Below are 16357 nucleotides of genomic sequence, written 5' to 3'. Positions count from 1 at the left end.
CACCGCATATCCCTTGTGGGAGCGAGCCTGCTCGAGAAAGCGCTGGATCAGTCAACGATGATGTCGACTGATACTCAGCATTCGCGAGCAGGCTCGCTCCCACAGTGGTTTTGGAGTGGCTGTTATGGCGCGGTGGCCTTGAGGCCGGTGAGCAGTAGCCGCTGAAACAGGTCCTCTTTCAGCCCTTCCGGGTTGGTCAGCTGCATCCGCTCCAGATGCTCGGGAAACGCCGCAGGCTCCGGCGCGTCCAGCGCAGCCTTGCCCAACTCCAGAATCTCCGAGAGCTTGAACTTGCTCTTCAACCAGTTCAGCGACCGCAACAAATCCCTCTCCACCGCAGTGAAATCACACCCCAGCGGATACTCCGGAAACAAATTCGGATGCAACGCCTGAATCGCCTGCAAACGCTCCGGGCTGTTGTCGGCAAAACGCGGATCGATGCGGAAATTCTTCGGCAATTTGCCAACGTTCTGCGCCTGCTCGATCAGCCCCGGCTGGAAGCGAGAGTCGCTGATATTCAGCAATGCCTCGATCACCGCCGCATCGGTCTTGCCGCGCAGATCGGCGATGCCGTACTCGGTGACCACGATGTCCCGCAGATGCCGTGGGATCGTGCAGTGGCCGTATTCCCAGACGATGTTCGAACTGACCTCACCGCCCGCCTCGCGCCAGCTGCGCAACAGCAGCACGGACCGCGCGCCCTCCAGCGCATGGCCCTGAGCAACAAAATTGTATTGCCCGCCAACGCCGCTCAGCACTCGCCCGCTTTCGAGCTGATCGGCCACACCCGCGCCGAGCAGGGTCATGGTGAACACGGTGTTGATGAAGCGCGCGTCCAGGCGCTGCAAGCGTTTGAGTTCTTCCTGACCGTAGAGCTCGTTGATGTAGCTGATGCGGGTCATGTTGAATTCGAGTCGCTTGCTTTGCGGAAGCTCGCGCAGGCGCTCGTAAAAACTGCGCGGCCCGAGGAAGAACCCGCCATGCACCGAGATGCCATCGGTTTGCGCGGCTTCGTCGAGAGTGCCGGCATTGGCTTGTTGCTGGGTCGGCACGTCCGGGTAGACCTTGCGCCGCACGATTCCGGCATCGGCCAGCACCAGCAAGCCGTTGACGAACATTTCGCTGCAACCGTAAAGGCCCTTCGCGAACGGATCGATGCCGCCTTCGCGGTCGATCAACTGCGCCCACTGGCTGAGATTGATATCCGCCAGCAACGCCTTGTAACCGGCATTGTCGGCCTGACGCGCCAGCAACGCTGCGGTCAGGGCATCGCCCATGGCACCGATGCCGATCTGCAAGGTGCCGCCATCGCGCACCAGCGTACTGGCGTGCAAGCCGATGAAGTGATCCTGGAAACCCACGGGCATGTTCGGTGTGGAGAACAGTGTGGTGTTGTCCTTCTCGTCGATCAGCAGGTCGAAAGTGTCGATACCTATTTCGGCGTCACCGGGCATGTAGGGCAAATCGTTGTGCACCTGGCCCACCAGCAGGATCGTCTCTCCCGCCGCCCGGCGTTTGGCGATCATCGGAAACAGATCGAGGGTGATGTCTGGGTTGCAGCTCAGGCTCAGACGATCCGGGTGTTCGGCGTGGCTGGCCACCAGTTGCGCCACGAGGTTCAAACCGGCGGCGTTGATGTCCCGCGCGGCGTGGCTGTAGTTGCTGCTGACATAATCCTGCTGGGCCGATTCGCTATGCAGCAGGCTGCCGGGCTGCATAAAGAATTGATGGACGTGAATGTTGGCCGGCAGGCTGTCTTTGTGAAGTCCGGCGAGAAAATCCAGCTCCGGATAATCGCCAAACACCCGCTCGATGAAGGGTTCGAGGAAGCGCTTTTGCAAACCGTCGCCCAAGGCCGGGCGGCCCAGGCACAGGGCAGTGTAGATCGTCAGCTGCCGGTCGGGCAGTTGCGCGACGCGCTGGAACAACGCGTTGACGAAGTGGTTGGGTTTGCCCAGGCCCAGAGGCAGGCCCATGTGGATATGCGCTGGCAACCGCGCCAATACGTCATCGACCGCCTGCTCGATAGAACACAGCTGCACCATCTGATCCTCCCTTACATTCCGTGAATTGGGGTTGGACCGAGCTTGCCGGGCCTTTACTGCAAAGAATAGTCCCCAAGGAAAATCGCAGGCACAAAAAAGCCGCTCGTAAGCGGCTTTTTCGCTGAAGATGCTGGCGTGTTACAGGCCGGACATTTCTTTGATGGCGCCCTTCAGCTCGTCGTCGGAGCAGTCGGCGCAGGTGCCTTTAGGCGGCATCGCATTGATACCGGTAATGGCTTTGGCCAGGATGCCGTCTAGGCCGCCCTGGTGATCGGCGCGTTCTTTCCAGGCAGCCTTGTCGCCGATTTTCGGCGCACCCAGCAGGCCGGTTCCGTGGCAAGCATTGCAATGTTTTGCAATCACATCTTTAGGCGTCTTGGCACCGCCACCGCCAGTAGCAGCAGCAACTTCCATCCCCTTGCACTCTTGACCCTGGACGCAAACCTGGCCGACTGGCTCAAGGCGTTTAGCAATATCGTCGTTGGTCGCTGCTTGTGCGCTGACTGCCCATAGGGCCAATACGGTTGCTGGTACGGCCAGCATTTTCATAATTAGATTCACGCGTTCACCCTCAATGGTGGCTAGTCACGCCTACGGCCACGGTTCGCAGGCGGGCGCAAGTATAACGGTAACCCCGTCACACTGAAACAACCCCAAAGTCGAAGGGGTCTTGTTGCGCAATGGAAAAACGGTTTGGGTGCCTCCGCCATGCTGGCAGGACGCCTCTTCTCTTAGAAATTCGCGGGCGTGGCTGCGCTGATTAGTCGCGCCGGCGCATCGAACGGATTACGGAAACGGTGTGGCTTGGTACTTTCAAAGTAGTAGCTATCCCCCGCTTCGAGCACAAAAGTTTCGAGGCCTACCACCAGTTCCAGTCGGCCTTCCACCAAAATGCCGGTTTCCTCGCCCTCATGGGTGAGCATCTCGTCACCGGTGTCGGCGCCAGGCGGGTAGATTTCATTGAGGAAGGCGATAGCCCGGCTCGGATGCGCCCGACCGACCAGTTTCATGGTCACTGCACCATCGGAAATATCGATCAGCTCGTTGGCCTTGTAGACGATCTGCGTCGGTTTTTCCTGCAGGATTTCTTCGGAAAAGAACTCGACCATGGACATGGGAATCCCGCCCAGTACCTTCCTCAGCGAACTGATCGAGGGGCTGACGCTGTTCTTCTCGATCATGGAAATCGTGCTGTTGGTGACGCCCGCGCGCTTGGCGAGCTCACGCTGGGAAAGACCTTTGAGCTTACGGATGGATTGCAGTCGTTCACCGACGTCCAAGCTTGCGCCTCCAAGATTCAGGTTGTAGAAATATTGAGCGTTATCATGGCGACAGCGTTCAGTATTTACAACACTTTGGCCTGAATCCTGTTCAGCGAAGCGACTTCCGGTACGGACTGCTGACCGCTAACCCTCGGAATAGAGCTTTGGCACCCGGCGCAGGTTGCAGAAGATCTGATAGGGAATCGTGTCAGCGGCGGCGGCCACGTCGCTGGCGAGGATGTTTTTACCCCACAACTCAACGGTCGAACCCAGGCCGGCCTGCGGTACATCGGTCAGATCGATGCAGAGCATGTCCATCGACACCCGGCCAATCAACTGGCTGCGCTGCCCGGCGACCAATACTGGCGTGCCGGTCGGTGCCTGACGCGGGTAACCATCGGCATAACCCATGGCCACCACCCCGACGCGCATGGGCTTGGGGGTGATGAATTTGGCGCCATAACCGATCGGCTCGCCGGCCGGCAGTTCACGCACGCAGATCACTTTCGATTCCAGGGTCATCACCGGCTGCAAACGGGAGGCCACGGCGTTGGCTTCTTCAAACGGCGTGGCGCCGTAGAGCATGATGCCCGGGCGAACCCAATCGCTCGGAATCTGCGGCCAACCGAGTACCGCCGGCGAGTTGCGCAAGCTGATCTCGGCCGACAAACCTTTACGTGCCGCTTCAAACACAGCGACCTGCTCGGCGCTGGCCTGCTCGTGCAGCTCATCGGCGCGGGCGAAGTGGCTCATCAAGACAATCTTCGCCACCTTGCCGCTGGCCAGCAGCCGTTGATACGCCGCGTGATAATCCTTTGGATGCAAGCCAACCCGGTGCATACCCGAATCGAGCTTGAGCCAGACCGTGATGGGTTTGCTCAACACGGCATTCTCGATGGCTTCGAGCTGCCACAACGAATGCACCACGCACCAGAAATCATGCTCGACGATCAGCGACAGCTCATCGGCTTCGAAAAAACCTTCCAGCAACAACACCGGCGCCCGAATGCCAGCCGCGCGCAGCTCCAACGCTTCTTCGATACAAGCCACGGCAAATCCGTCCGCCTCGGCTTCCAGCGCCTGGGCGCAACGCACCGCGCCATGGCCGTAGGCATCCGCCTTGATCACGGCGAGGGCCTTGGCCCCCGTGGTTTCACGGGCGATCCGGTAGTTGTGACGCAGGGCTTGAAGGTCGATCAGGGCACGGGCTGGACGCATGGCGGCAGACTTCTAGGCGGTCATGGGAATAAAAACCGGCGCTGGCTGACGGCGTGAACCGCCAACAGCACCGGAAGAGGGATCTTTCTAACGTCCTGACAGGCTTACGGCAGAGCGGCGACGACCGACAGCTCGATCAGGATTTGCGGTTCACACAGCTTCGACTCAACGGTCGCACGGGCCGGGGCGACGCCTTTTGGCAGCCACTTGTCCCACACCGCGTTCATGCCTTCGAAATGCGCGTCGATATCTTTCAGGTAAATCGTGACCGAGAGCAAACGGCTCTTGTCGGTGCCTGCCAGATCGAGCAAACGCTCGATATTGGCGAGGGTTTCACGGGTCTGCTGTTCAATCCCGGCACTCATGTCGTCGCCGACCTGCCCTGCCAGATAGACGGTGCCGCTGTGGACAACGATCTGGCTCATGCGCTCATTGGTGAGCTGGCGCTGGATTGACATGTTTTGCGGACTCCTGAAGTTTTGTGCCGTAACGGGAAATATCGAGGCCTTCGGCGCTGATCTGCGGCGTTTTCTTCGCCATCAGGTCAGCCAGCAAACGGCCGGAGCCGCACGCCATGGTCCAGCCGAGCGTGCCGTGACCGGTGTTCAGGAACAGGTTGCTGAACGGGGTGGCACCAACGATGGGCGTGCCGTCCGGAGTGGTCGGACGCAGACCGGTCCAGAAACTCGCCTGGGCCAGATCGCCGCCCTGAGGATAAAGGTCGTTGACGATCATCTCCAGGGTTTCGCGCCGACGCGGGTTCAGCGACAGATCAAAACCGGCTATTTCAGCCATGCCGCCGACGCGGATGCGGTTGTCGAAACGGGTGATCGCGACCTTGTAGGTCTCGTCGAGAATGGTCGAGGTCGGAGCCATCGCCGGGTTGGTGATCGGCACGGTCAGGGAGTAACCCTTGAGCGGATACACCGGGGCCTTGATGCCCAGTGGCTTGAGCAGTTGCGGCGAGTAGCTACCGAGTGCCAGCACGTAGCGATCCGCGGTTTCCAGCTTGCCGTCGATCCATACGCCGTTGATGCGATCACCGGCGAAGTCGAGCTTCTGAATGTCCTGGCCGAAACGGAATTCCACGCCCAATTTGACGGCCATTTCGGCCAGACGGGTGGTGAACATCTGGCAGTCGCCAGTCTGGTCGTTCGGCAGGCGCAAGGCACCGGCGAGGATATCAGTGACGCTGGCCAAGGCCGGCTCAACGCGGGCAATGCCAGCGCGGTCGAGCAGTTCGAACGGCACGCCGGACTCTTTCAGAACAGCGATGTCTTTCGCCGCGCCGTCCAGTTGAGCCTGGGTGCGGAACAGTTGGGTCGTCCCGAGGCTGCGGCCTTCGTAGGCAATGCCGGTTTCAGCGCGCAGTTCGTCGAGGCAGTCACGGCTGTACTCGGACAGACGCACCATGCGTTCCTTGTTCACCGCATAACGGCTGGCGGTGCAGTTGCGCAGCATCTGCGCCATCCACAGGTATTGGTCGATGTCGGCGGTGGCCTTGATCGCCAGCGGTGCGTGGCGCTGCAACAGCCACTTGATGGCCTTGAGCGGCACGCCCGGCGCGGCCCACGGCGAGGCATAACCCGGCGATACCTGCCCGGCGTTGGCGAAACTGGTCTCCATGGCAGCGGCCGGCTGACGGTCCACCACCACCACTTCGAACCCGGCACGCGCCAGATAATAAGCACTGGTGGTACCGATGACGCCGCTACCCAAGACCATAACGCGCATTTTCATATCCCTCATCGCGGCTTGCCGCTGACGTTCGTAGTTGTAGAGCATTGATGTGCGCAGTGTAAAAAAGATTAGGCAGTGCTTTTCACTATATAACTGCCTATATTTGGCGAGAATTCTCGGCAAAAACCCTTTTCACGGAGGCGCATCCCCTATGCGTACCAACACTCAGACCAAACGTGAGCTGGACAAGATCGACCGCAACATCCTGCGGATCCTGCAAGCGGACGGACGCATCTCCTTCACCGAGCTTGGGGAAAAGGTCGGGCTCTCGACCACACCGTGTACCGAGCGGGTCCGGCGCCTGGAGCGCGAAGGGATCATCATGGGCTACAACGCCCGGCTCAATCCGCAGCACCTCAAGGGTAGTCTTCTGGTGTTCGTCGAGATCAGCCTCGACTACAAATCCGGCGACACTTTCGAAGAGTTCCGACGTGCGGTGCTGAAACTGCCCCATGTGCTGGAATGCCATTTGGTGTCGGGGGATTTCGACTACCTGGTGAAGGCGCGGATTTCCGAGATGGCTTCCTACCGCAAGCTGCTGGGCGACATCCTGCTCAAGCTGCCGCATGTGCGCGAATCCAAGAGCTATATCGTGATGGAAGAGGTGAAAGAGAGTTTGTGCCTGCCGATTCCGGATTGAGACTTTGTGGTGTCTGTTCAGACCCCATCGCTCGCAGGCTCGCTCCCACCGCTGATCTTCAGCGGGCACACAGTCTGTGCATGACGCAGATCCAGTGTGGGAGCTAGCCTGCTAGCGATACAGGCGACTCGGTCTTCCCTCAGACGAGGACCTGCCGGGTCGACGCCATGTACTCATGAATCTGCTTCTCCACCCGCGGATGAATCAGCTCCACCGGCCCCCGCCCATTCGGGCACGGCAAGGTCTTGGTGGTCCCAAACAACCGGCAGATCAGCGGCCGCTCGTCATACACCGTGCAGCCATTGGGGCCCAGGTGCACGCAGTTGAGCTCATCCATCGCCGCATCCTGCTCGGCCCGGGTCTTGCGCGGCAGGCGGGACATTTCTTCCGGCGAGGTGGTCACCGGTCCACAGCAGTCATGGCAGCCGGGCACGCACTCGAACGAGGGGATCTGCTGGCGAAGCGTGCGGATTTTCTGGCTGTTGCAGCTCATCGAAGCGGTGACCCAAAGCGGAATAGACCGGGATTCTGACGCAAAAGCCGCGATCCAGACAGCACGAACCGACCAATGTTGCCCGCGCCGGAACGTCCGGCTTATGCTCCGTCAAATTTTATAGACACACGAATCAGGGACGCTCACATGAATGCCCGTGCCCAGCACACTGCCTCTTACTACGCCGCCAGCAGCCTGCCGCAGCCCGATCATCCGGTGCTGCAAGGCGATCTGGTGGCGGACGTGTGCGTGGTTGGCGGCGGGTTTTCCGGGCTGAACACGGCGCTTGAGCTGGCCGAACGCGGCCTCAGCGTGATCTTGCTGGAAGCGCACAAGATCGGCTGGGGTGCCAGCGGACGCAATGGCGGGCAATTGATTCGCGGCGTCGGTCATGGCCTCGATCAGTTCACCGACGTGATCGGTGCGCAAGGCGTGCGCCAGATGAAACTCATGGGCCTGGAAGCGGTGGAAATCGTCCGCCAGCGTGTCGAGCGTTTCCAGATTCCGTGCGACCTGACCTGGGGTTACTGCGACCTGGCGAACAAACCCCGCGACCTCGAGGGTTTCGCCGAAGATGCCGAGGAGCTGCGCAGCCTCGGCTACCGCTATGAAACCCGGCTGCTGCAAGCCAATGAAATGCACTCGGTGGTGGGTTCGGACCGCTACGTCGGCGGCTTGATCGACATGGGTTCGGGCCATCTTCACCCGCTTAACCTGGCACTGGGCGAAGCGGCCGCCGCACAGCAGCTGGGCGCAAAGCTGTTCGAACACTCGGCGGCGACCCGCATCGATTACGGCCCCGAAGTAAAGGTCCATACCGCCCAAGGCTCGGTTCGCGCCAAGACGCTGGTGCTGGGCTGCAACGCCTACCTCAACCAACTCAACCCGCAGCTCAGCGGTAAGGTGCTGCCCGCGGGCAGCTACATCATTGCCACCGAGCCGTTGAGTGAAGAGCTGGCGCACTCGCTCCTGCCGCAGAACATGGCGGTCTGCGATCAACGGGTGGCGCTGGATTACTACCGGCTTTCGGCGGATCGACGCCTGCTGTTTGGCGGTGCCTGCCATTATTCGGGCCGCGACCCGAAGGACATTGGCGCGTACATGCGGCCGAAGATGCTGGAAGTCTTCCCGCAACTGGGCGGGGTGAAGATCGACTATCAATGGGGCGGGATGATCGGCATCGGCGCCAACCGACTGCCGCAGATTGGCCAGCTCAAGGATCAGCCGAATGTGTATTACGCCCAGGCGTATTCCGGACATGGGGTGAATGCCACGCACCTGGCGGGCAAGTTGTTGGCCGAGGCGATCAGCGGGCAGCAAGGGGGCGGGTTTGATCTGTTCGCTCGCGTCCCGCATATCACCTTCCCCGGCGGGAAGCATTTACGCTCGCCGCTGTTGGCGCTGGGGATGTTGTGGCATCGGCTTAAAGAGTTGGTCTGAGGAAGTTGTAGCGTTTTTGCGGACGCCTTCGCGGGCAAGCCTCGCTCCTACAGGTTATGCGTCGGTCGGAAGATCGACACTAACCCTGTAGGAGCGAGGCTTGCCCGCGAAGAGGCCCGCCAGAACACCGCAAAACTCAGATCCGCCAGAAAGGCTTAAGCCCCTCCTCCCGCGCCTGCTCCCGACTCAACCCGACATCCCTGAGTTGCTCGGGCGTGAGCGTCAGCAACGCCTTGCGCGTGTGCAGACGATGCCAGAACAGTCCCCAGCGACTCAGGCCGGACGGCGCATTGCGCATGACTGCCTCGCGCGCACCGTTTTTCTGCCCTGCCGCCAGTTCCTGACTGTGTAACGTCAGCCGCACATCGCTCAAGCCGTTCATTTTGATTGCTCCTGTTTACTTGGGTAGCCAGAGCTTTCATGATGCGCGGACGGCAAAAAGCATTACAGATTCAACGAGACTGTATTAACCCCATACAGATTCTTCGATTCAGCGTCTGAATCCGATAATTTAGCCCCATCTGTACTGGTTAACCGAATCACCCGCATCGAGACTGCGCCATGACCCTTTACGTCAACCTCGCCGAATTGCTCGGCACCCGTATCGAACAGGGCTTCTATCGCCCCGGTGACCGGCTGCCGTCGGTGCGGGCGTTGAGTGTCGAGCACGGGGTCAGCCTGAGCACGGTGCAGCAGGCCTATCGCGTGCTGGAAGACAGCGGGCTGGCGACACCCAAACCCAAGTCCGGCTATTTCGTACCGGTGGGCCGCGAATTGCCGGAGCTGCCGGCCATCGGCCGTCCGGCCCAGCGTCCGGTGGATATTTCGCAGTGGGATCAGGTGCTGGAATTGATCCGCGCCGTCCCGCGCAAGGACGTCGTGCAACTGGGCCGCGGCATGCCGGACATCACCACGCCGACCATGAAACCGTTGCTGCGCAACCTGGCGCGCATCAGCCGTCGCCAGGACATGCCCGGTCTGTATTACGACAACATCTACGGCACCCTCGAACTGCGCGAACAGATTGCTCGCCTGATGCTCGATTCCGGGTGCCAATTGACCGCCCACGACCTGGTGGTGACCACCGGCTGCCATGAAGCGCTGTCCACCAGCATTCGTGCGATTTGCGAGCCGGGGGACATTGTGGCGGTGGACTCGCCCAGCTTTCACGGCGCCATGCAGACCCTCAAGGGCCTGGGCATGAAAGCCCTGGAAATCCCCACCGACCCGATCACCGGGATCAGCCTCGATGCGCTCGAACTGGCGTTGGAGCAATGGCCGATCAAGGCCATACAGTTGACGCCCAACTGCAACAACCCGCTGGGCTACATCATGCCGGAATCGCGCAAACGCGCCTTGTTGACGCTCGCACAGCGTTTCGACGTAGCGATTATCGAAGACGATGTGTATGGCGAACTTTCCTACAGCTACCCGCGTCCACGCACGATCAAATCCTTCGACGAAGACGGCCGCGTGTTGCTGTGCAGTTCCTTTTCCAAAACCCTGGCACCCGGGCTGCGCATTGGCTGGGTCGCGCCCGGACGCTATCTGGAACGGGTGCTGCACATGAAATACATCAGCACCGGCTCTACCGCGCCACAACCGCAGATTGCGATTGCCGAATTTCTCAAGGCCGGGCATTTCGAACCGCATTTGCGGCGGATGCGCACGCAATACCAACGCAGTCGCGACCTGATGATCGACTGGGTCACGCGCTATTTCCCCGCCGGCACCCGCGCCAGTCGCCCGCAAGGCAGCTTCATGTTGTGGGTGGAGCTGCCGGACGGCTTTGACACCCTGAAACTGAATCGCGCCCTGCATGATCAAGGCGTACAGATTGCCGTCGGCAGCATCTTTTCCGCCTCGGGCAAGTACCGCAACTGCCTGCGGATGAACTACGCTGCCAAGCCAACACCGCTGATCGAAGAAGCCGTGCGCAAGGTCGGCGCCGCAGCGATCAAACTGCTGGCAGAAACGGACCACATCACCGACTGACCTTTCTCAGGAATCCAGCGTCCATATACCGACCTTTGCCGCCAATCGGAACGTTCCTACGTGAGAGTCAGACAGCCCCTACTTGCTCTTCTGCTACTCGCCTCGTTTCTGGGCGGTTGCGCCAGCTTCGACGTTCAACGCGAACCGAGCCAGGCTTTACCCGCCAGCGATTCGGCGTTCGGTCGCTCGATCCAGGCCCAGGCCGCGCCCCACGAGGGCAGGTCCGGCTTTCGCTTGCTGTCCAACAGCAGCGAAGCCTTCATGGCCCGTGCCGAGCTGATCCGCAATGCCCAAAGCAGCCTCGACTTGCAGTACTACATCGTGCATGACGGCATCAGCACGCGGATGCTGGCGGACGAATTACTCAAGGCTGCGGATCGCGGCGTGCGGGTGAGAATCCTGCTTGATGACACCACCAGCGACGGCCTGGACTGGATCATCGCGACCCTCGCTGCGCACCCGCAGATCCAGATCCGCCTGTTCAACCCGCTGCACCTGGGCCGCGCCACGGGCGTGACGCGCACCATGGGCCGCTTGTTCAACCTGTCGCTGCAACATCGGCGCATGCACAACAAGTTGTGGCTGGCGGACAACAGTGCGGCCATCGTCGGCGGCCGTAACCTGGGAGACGAATACTTCGATGCCGAGCCCAACCTGAATTTCACCGACATCGACATGCTCGGCGTCGGACCGGTGGCGGAACAGCTTGGCCACAGCTTCGACCAGTACTGGAACAGCGCGCTGAGCAAGCCGATCGACGAGTTCCTGTCGAGCAGACCGACGCAAAAGGACCTGCAAAATACCCGCACGCGCCTGGAAGAATCCCTGGAAGAGACCCGCAAGCAGAATCATGCGCTGTATCAGCAGTTGATGACTTACACCACAAAGCCACGCATGGACATCTGGCGCCGGGAGCTGATCTGGGCCTGGAACCAGGCGCTGTGGGATGCACCGAGCAAGGTCTTGTCGGACGGCGAGCCTGACCCCCATTTGTTGCTGACCACGCAACTGGCGCCGGAGCTTACGGGCGTCAGCAAAGAACTGATCATGATCTCGGCTTACTTCGTACCGGGGCAGCCGGGGTTGGTCTACCTCACCGGCCGGGCCGACGCCGGCGTGTCGGTGAGTTTGTTGACCAACTCGCTTGAAGCCACGGACGTGCCGGCCGTGCACGGCGGTTACGCGCCTTATCGCCGGGCGCTGCTGGAACATGGCGTGAAGCTGTACGAACTGCGCCGCCAGCCCGGCGAAGGCGGCGGCAGCGGGCCGCATATTTTCTACAGCAAGTCCTTCCGGGGTTCCGATTCCAGCCTGCACAGCAAGGCGATGATCTTCGACCAGCAGAAATCCTTCATCGGCTCATTCAACTTCGATCCACGCTCGGTGCTGTGGAACACCGAAGTCGGCGTGCTGGTGGACAGCCCCGAACTCGCCGCGCATGTGCGTAGAGCGGCCATGGAGGGTATGGCGCCGCCCTTGAGCTATCAGGTGAAACTGGAGAATGACCGGATCGTCTGGGTGACGGAGGATGACGGCAAAATGCACACGCTGACCAAGGAGCCAGGGAGTCTATGGCGCCGCTTCAATTCCTGGTTCAGCACGGCGGTCGGCCTTGAGCGGATGTTGTAGCGTTGCTTCCATCAATCAAATGTGGCGAGGGAGCTTGCTCCCGCTGGGTCGCGAAGCGGCCCTAAACCAGAAGCCCCCGTTCATTCAGACTGAACGAGGGCTCCGATAGGCGACTGCTGCGCAGTCGAGCGGGAGCAAGCTCCCTCGCCACACGCTTGTGCAGGGTTTCAGGCCGGTTCGGCAACTCCACCGAACGCGCCTTGGCGTGACAGTAAGATCACCAACCCGAACGCCCCCGCGGCCATGAACAGCGGCAACGCATGCCCGCTGATCCACTGGCTGCCGGCACCGGCCGCCAAAGGCCCGATCAGGCAACCGATGCCCCACAGCTGCGCAATGTGCGCGTTGGCTCGCACCAGTGCATCGTCGCGATAGCGTTCGCCGATCAGGATCAGCGACAAGGTGAACAATCCTCCGGCGCTGGCGCCAAACAGCACCCACAACGGCCAGATCAGCAAGGTGTCGATGAGCAACGGGATCGCCAGACTCGAAAGCAGCAACACCACCGCGCAACCGGTGAACAAAGTGCGGCGTGACAAGCGATCCGCCAGCGCGCCGATCGGCAGTTGCAGCAGGGCATCACCCACCACCACGGTGCTGACCATCGCCAAGGCGATTTCCGTGGTGAAACCCTGACGCAGGCAATACACCGGCAACAAGGTCAGGATCATCGCTTCAAACGCCGCGAACAGCGACACCGCCCAGGCAATCGCCGGCAAGCCACGGCAGAAGCCCCACAAGTCGCCAAACGTCACGCTGGCAGCCTCACTGGACGGTGCGCCGCTGCGGCCCAGCAACAGGAGCGGCGCCGCTATGAGCAAGCCGACGCCGACCCAGAAGCCGTAATCGTGTTCGGTGCCCAGAACGCCCAGCAGCAACGGCCCGGCCAGCTGACTCAGCGCGTAGCTGCTGCCGTACAGCGCCACCAATCGTCCGCGCCATTGTTCGATCACCAGTTGGTTGATCCAGCTTTCGCCGAGGATGAAGACCAGGGTCAGGATCACCCCGATCATCAGGCGCATCACCAGCCAGACCGGATAGCTCGGCAACAGCGCCAGCAAGCCGATGGACACCGCCCCGGCCCACAGGCACAGACGCATCAGATTGGCCGTGCCCAGACGCGAGGCCAGATGGCTGGAAATCTTCGCCCCCAGCAGCACGCCAATGGCCGGCATCGCCGCCATCACACCGATGGCGAACGAGCCGTAGCCCCAGCTTTCCAGGCGAAACGACACCAGCGGCATGCTGACCCCCAGGGCCAGGCCAACACTCAAGACAGACGCCAACACGGCGAAATAAGTCGCCCAACGCATGTTCCACGCTCCTGTGGATATTTTTGGCACCGCACAAAACAATGTGGGAGCGAGCCTGCTCGCGATAACGGAACAACATTCAACACTGGATGTTGACTGTCACACCGCCATCGCGAGCAGGCTCGCCCCCACAGGGGATCTTCGTTGCGTGGTGCTTACAACTTGATCCAGGTCGCCTTCAGCTCGGTGTATTTGTCGAACGCGTGCAGCGACTTGTCGCGGCCATTGCCCGATTGCTTGAAGCCGCCAAACGGTGCGGTCATGTCGCCGCCGTCGTATTGGTTGACCCACACGCTACCGGCACGCAGCGCACGAGCGGTCAGGTGCGCCTTGGAAATGTCCTTGGTCCATACCGCAGCAGCCAGGCCGTAAGGCGTGTCGTTGGCAATCGCGATGGCTTCCTCGGCGGTGTCGAACGCGATCACCGACAATACCGGGCCAAAGATTTCTTCCTGAGCGATTTTCATCGCATTGTTTACGCCGTCGAAAATCGTCGGTTCAACGTAAGTGCCACCGCTTTCCTGAAGCGTGCGCTTGCCGCCAGCCACCAGTTTGGCGCCGTCGGCGTGGCCGGATTCGATGTAGGACAGCACGGTATTCATCTGCTGGGTGTCCACCAGCGCGCCGACGTTGGTCGCCGGGTCCAATGGGTTGCCCGGCTTCCAGGTTTTCAGTGCTTCGATCACCAGCGGCAGGAAGGTGTCCTTGATCGAGCGTTCGACCAGCAGACGCGAACCAGCAGTGCAGACTTCGCCCTGGTTGAAGGCAATGGCACCGGCCGCCGCTTCAGCTGCGGCTTGCAGGTCCGGGGCATCGGCAAACACGATGTTCGGGCTCTTGCCGCCCGCTTCGAGCCAGACGCGCTTCATGTTCGATTCGCCGGAGTAGATCAGCAATTGCTTGGCGATCTTGGTCGAACCGGTGAACACCAGCGTATCCACGTCATTGTGCAGGGCCAAGGCCTTGCCGACGGTGTGTCCGTAACCTGGCAAAACGTTAAGCACGCCTTTCGGAATACCGGCTTCGACGGCCAGCGCAGCAATGCGAATGGCGGTCAGCGGGGATTTTTCCGATGGCTTGAGGATCACCGAGTTACCGGTGGACAGCGCCGGCCCGAGTTTCCAGCAGGCCATCATCAACGGGAAGTTCCACGGCACGATGGCGCCAACCACGCCGACCGGTTCGCGAGTCACCAGACCCAGCTGATCGTGCGGGGTGGCGGCGACTTCGTCGTAGATCTTGTCGATGGCTTCACCGCTCCAGCTCAGGGCTTGCGCCGCGCCGGGAACGTCGATGTACAGGGAATCGCTGATCGGCTTGCCCATGTCCAGGGTTTCAAGCAGCGCCAGCTCTTCGGCGTGCTGTTTGAGCAGGCCGGCGAAACGGATCATGGTGGCTTTGCGCTTGGTCGGTGCCAAGCGCGACCAGACGCCGGAATTGAAGGTGGCGCGGGCATTTTCAACGGCGCGCTGGGCGTCGGCGGCGTCACAGCTGGCAATCTTGCCCAGCAGACGGCCATCGACCGGGCTGATGCACTCGAAGGTCTCGCTGGAGACGGCATCGGTGTATTCGCCATTGATGTAGGCACGGCCTTCGATCTTCAGATCGCGAGCCCGTTGTTCCCAATCGGCACGAGTCAGGGTGGTCATACGAGTGTCCTCCTCTTGTTGAATACGAGCGCCCAACGATCGTCGCGGACGCTGTCAGGAATTCTGCCCAGCCAGCCTGATTTTTCGGCCCAAGGCAACCGCCACCCTAAACCAGCGACAGGTGAAGTTTCAATATATTTGACATAAGGCCGGCAAACGGCCTTGCGATGTTCATTTTAATAAACATAGACTTTGGGCTTTCCAACCAACCGCGCCGCAATCACGGGGGATAACAACAATGAGCATCCAGGACATCGTCGACTTCAGCCAGGCCACCACCCAACCCGATCGCTATCGGCCGGACCCGGCAAAAGTCCTCAAGGGCGACCCCGAGCAAGCGGTCTACAACCACTACAACAGCCCTTGCGGCCAGTTGAATGCGGGCGTGTGGGAAGGCGCTGTTGGCCAGTGGCATGTGAACTTCACCGAGCATGAGTACTGCGAAATCATTCAGGGCGTTTCAGTGCTGCGTGACAACGACGGCAACAGCAAGACCGTGCGTGCGGGTGATCGCTTCGTGATCCCGGCCGGGTTCAGGGGCACCTGGGAAGTGCTGGAGCCGTGCCGCAAGATTTATGTGGCGTTTGAACAGAAGGCCTGAGGATTTGTATTAGCCGGGCCGACCTCTTCGCAGGCAAGCCTCGCTCCTACATCGGACGCGACTCACCGCAGGCGAAGGGGCACTAACAGGCAACCCATAACCTGCAGGCAACAAAAAAGGCCCGTATCTCGCGATACGGGCCTTTTTTGTAAGAGGGAAAAATCAATTACTTGATTTTGCCTTCTTTGTACATCACGTGCTTGCGAACGCGCGGATCGAACATGCGCTTTTCGAGCTTGTCCGGAGTAGTACGCTTGTTCTTGTCGGTAGTGTAGAAGTGACCAGTACCGGCGCTAGAAATCATTCGAATCAATTCACGCATGATTAGCTCC

At 60.6% G+C, this 16357-nt stretch carries 16 protein-coding genes; 5 read left to right on the top strand and 11 right to left on the bottom strand.

Annotated features, from left to right (window positions below; translation table 11 throughout):
- Nucleotides 1–122: 122 nt before the first annotated feature.
- The 6 genes from AC1ROI_RS06240 to dadA all read right to left on the bottom strand — a co-directional run bounded on the left by AC1ROI_RS06240 (nucleotide 123) and on the right by dadA (nucleotide 6259).
- Complete coding sequence (locus AC1ROI_RS06240) at nucleotides 123–2045, bottom strand: acetyl-CoA hydrolase/transferase C-terminal domain-containing protein (protein WP_042932481.1); 1923 nt, start codon at nucleotides 2043–2045, stop codon at nucleotides 123–125.
- 138 nt (nucleotides 2046–2183) lie between these two features.
- A complete protein-coding gene (locus tag AC1ROI_RS06235) occupies nucleotides 2184–2594 on the bottom strand; it encodes a c-type cytochrome (RefSeq protein WP_077748586.1) in 411 nt (136 codons plus the stop codon).
- Between the two features lie 182 nt (nucleotides 2595–2776).
- Nucleotides 2777–3325: a cupin domain-containing protein gene (locus tag AC1ROI_RS06230; RefSeq protein WP_007947433.1), complete on the bottom strand. Its 549-nt coding sequence runs from the start codon at nucleotides 3323–3325 to the stop codon at nucleotides 2777–2779.
- Nucleotides 3326–3451: 126 nt separating this feature from the next.
- Entirely contained in the window at nucleotides 3452–4525 is a 1074-nt protein-coding gene (gene alr, locus AC1ROI_RS06225; RefSeq protein ID WP_102594922.1) for an alanine racemase, read from the bottom strand.
- Nucleotides 4526–4629: 104 nt separating this feature from the next.
- On the bottom strand, nucleotides 4630–4983 hold the full coding sequence (locus tag AC1ROI_RS06220) for a RidA family protein (RefSeq protein ID WP_102594923.1): 354 nt from the start codon (nucleotides 4981–4983) through the stop codon (nucleotides 4630–4632).
- Nucleotides 4955–6259, bottom strand: a complete 1305-nt coding sequence (gene dadA, locus AC1ROI_RS06215; RefSeq protein ID WP_010465171.1) for a D-amino acid dehydrogenase — start codon at nucleotides 6257–6259, stop codon at nucleotides 4955–4957. Before dadA ends, AC1ROI_RS06220 begins: the two co-directional genes overlap by 29 nt.
- Nucleotides 6260–6416: 157 nt before the next feature.
- On the opposite strand from dadA, the gene AC1ROI_RS06210 reads away from it, so the two are divergent.
- Nucleotides 6417–6905: an Lrp/AsnC ligand binding domain-containing protein gene (locus tag AC1ROI_RS06210; protein WP_010465173.1), complete on the top strand. Its 489-nt coding sequence runs from the start codon at nucleotides 6417–6419 to the stop codon at nucleotides 6903–6905.
- Nucleotides 6906–7044: 139 nt separating this feature from the next.
- Here the strand turns inward: AC1ROI_RS06210 and AC1ROI_RS06205 are convergent, their stop codons facing one another.
- A complete protein-coding gene (locus tag AC1ROI_RS06205) occupies nucleotides 7045–7398 on the bottom strand; it encodes a YkgJ family cysteine cluster protein (protein WP_007947437.1) in 354 nt (117 codons plus the stop codon).
- 147 nt (nucleotides 7399–7545) lie between these two features.
- On the opposite strand from AC1ROI_RS06205, the gene AC1ROI_RS06200 reads away from it, so the two are divergent.
- Nucleotides 7546–8838, top strand: coding sequence for an NAD(P)/FAD-dependent oxidoreductase (locus tag AC1ROI_RS06200; RefSeq protein ID WP_102594924.1), 1293 nt, complete (start codon nucleotides 7546–7548; stop codon nucleotides 8836–8838).
- Nucleotides 8839–8974: 136 nt separating this feature from the next.
- On the opposite strand, the gene AC1ROI_RS06195 is transcribed toward AC1ROI_RS06200, so the two are convergent.
- On the bottom strand, nucleotides 8975–9220 hold the full coding sequence (locus AC1ROI_RS06195) for a DUF1127 domain-containing protein (RefSeq protein ID WP_010465178.1): 246 nt from the start codon (nucleotides 9218–9220) through the stop codon (nucleotides 8975–8977).
- A gap of 179 nt (nucleotides 9221–9399) precedes the next feature.
- Between AC1ROI_RS06195 and AC1ROI_RS06190 the strand changes: the two genes are divergently transcribed.
- On the top strand, nucleotides 9400–10833 hold the full coding sequence (locus tag AC1ROI_RS06190) for an aminotransferase-like domain-containing protein (protein WP_010465180.1): 1434 nt from the start codon (nucleotides 9400–9402) through the stop codon (nucleotides 10831–10833).
- A gap of 60 nt (nucleotides 10834–10893) precedes the next feature.
- Nucleotides 10894–12462, top strand: coding sequence for a phospholipase D family protein (locus tag AC1ROI_RS06185; protein ID WP_042932478.1), 1569 nt, complete (start codon nucleotides 10894–10896; stop codon nucleotides 12460–12462).
- 167 nt (nucleotides 12463–12629) lie between these two features.
- Here AC1ROI_RS06185 and AC1ROI_RS06180 read toward each other — a convergent pair whose 3' ends face one another.
- Together AC1ROI_RS06180 and AC1ROI_RS06175 are read right to left on the bottom strand one after the other, a co-directional pair.
- Entirely contained in the window at nucleotides 12630–13775 is a 1146-nt protein-coding gene (locus AC1ROI_RS06180; protein WP_010465183.1) for an MFS transporter, read from the bottom strand.
- A gap of 155 nt (nucleotides 13776–13930) precedes the next feature.
- Nucleotides 13931–15424, bottom strand: coding sequence for an aldehyde dehydrogenase (locus tag AC1ROI_RS06175; protein WP_077748583.1), 1494 nt, complete (start codon nucleotides 15422–15424; stop codon nucleotides 13931–13933).
- A 238-nt stretch (nucleotides 15425–15662) separates the two neighbouring features.
- Here AC1ROI_RS06175 and AC1ROI_RS06170 point away from each other — a divergent pair, with 238 nt between their 5' ends.
- Nucleotides 15663–16025, top strand: a complete 363-nt coding sequence (locus tag AC1ROI_RS06170) for a cupin domain-containing protein (RefSeq protein ID WP_010465187.1) — start codon at nucleotides 15663–15665, stop codon at nucleotides 16023–16025.
- A gap of 166 nt (nucleotides 16026–16191) precedes the next feature.
- On the opposite strand, the gene rpmG is transcribed toward AC1ROI_RS06170, so the two are convergent.
- Nucleotides 16192–16347 (bottom strand): 50S ribosomal protein L33, encoded by a 156-nt coding sequence (rpmG, locus tag AC1ROI_RS06165; protein ID WP_008150173.1) that lies wholly within the window; start codon nucleotides 16345–16347, stop codon nucleotides 16192–16194.
- Nucleotides 16348–16357 lie beyond the last annotated feature (10 nt).

The sequence above is a fragment of the Pseudomonas sp. GW823-FHT02C02 genome (assembly GCF_058797635.1).
This window is presented reverse-complemented; position numbering and strand designations above follow the sequence as displayed.

Bases quoted from the DNA above. Each gene is read 5' to 3' on its own strand.
- AC1ROI_RS06240 (WP_042932481.1), bottom strand. From the start codon at position 2,045: ATGGTGCAGCTGTGTTCTATCGAGCAGGCGGTCGATGACGTATTGGCG.
- AC1ROI_RS06235 (WP_077748586.1), bottom strand. From the start codon at position 2,594: ATGAAAATGCTGGCCGTACCAGCAACCGTATTGGCCCTATGGGCAGTC.
- alr (WP_102594922.1), bottom strand. From the start codon at position 4,525: ATGCGTCCAGCCCGTGCCCTGATCGACCTTCAAGCCCTGCGTCACAAC.
- AC1ROI_RS06220 (WP_102594923.1), bottom strand. From the start codon at position 4,983: ATGTCAATCCAGCGCCAGCTCACCAATGAGCGCATGAGCCAGATCGTT.
- dadA (WP_010465171.1), bottom strand. From the start codon at position 6,259: ATGCGCGTTATGGTCTTGGGTAGCGGCGTCATCGGTACCACCAGTGCT.
- AC1ROI_RS06210 (WP_010465173.1), top strand. From the start codon at position 6,417: ATGCGTACCAACACTCAGACCAAACGTGAGCTGGACAAGATCGACCGC.
- AC1ROI_RS06205 (WP_007947437.1), bottom strand. From the start codon at position 7,398: ATGAGCTGCAACAGCCAGAAAATCCGCACGCTTCGCCAGCAGATCCCC.
- AC1ROI_RS06200 (WP_102594924.1), top strand. From the start codon at position 7,546: ATGAATGCCCGTGCCCAGCACACTGCCTCTTACTACGCCGCCAGCAGC.
- AC1ROI_RS06195 (WP_010465178.1), bottom strand. From the start codon at position 9,220: ATGAACGGCTTGAGCGATGTGCGGCTGACGTTACACAGTCAGGAACTG.
- AC1ROI_RS06190 (WP_010465180.1), top strand. From the start codon at position 9,400: ATGACCCTTTACGTCAACCTCGCCGAATTGCTCGGCACCCGTATCGAA.
- AC1ROI_RS06180 (WP_010465183.1), bottom strand. From the start codon at position 13,775: ATGCGTTGGGCGACTTATTTCGCCGTGTTGGCGTCTGTCTTGAGTGTT.
- AC1ROI_RS06175 (WP_077748583.1), bottom strand. From the start codon at position 15,424: ATGACCACCCTGACTCGTGCCGATTGGGAACAACGGGCTCGCGATCTG.
- AC1ROI_RS06170 (WP_010465187.1), top strand. From the start codon at position 15,663: ATGAGCATCCAGGACATCGTCGACTTCAGCCAGGCCACCACCCAACCC.
- rpmG (WP_008150173.1), bottom strand. From the start codon at position 16,347: ATGCGTGAATTGATTCGAATGATTTCTAGCGCCGGTACTGGTCACTTC.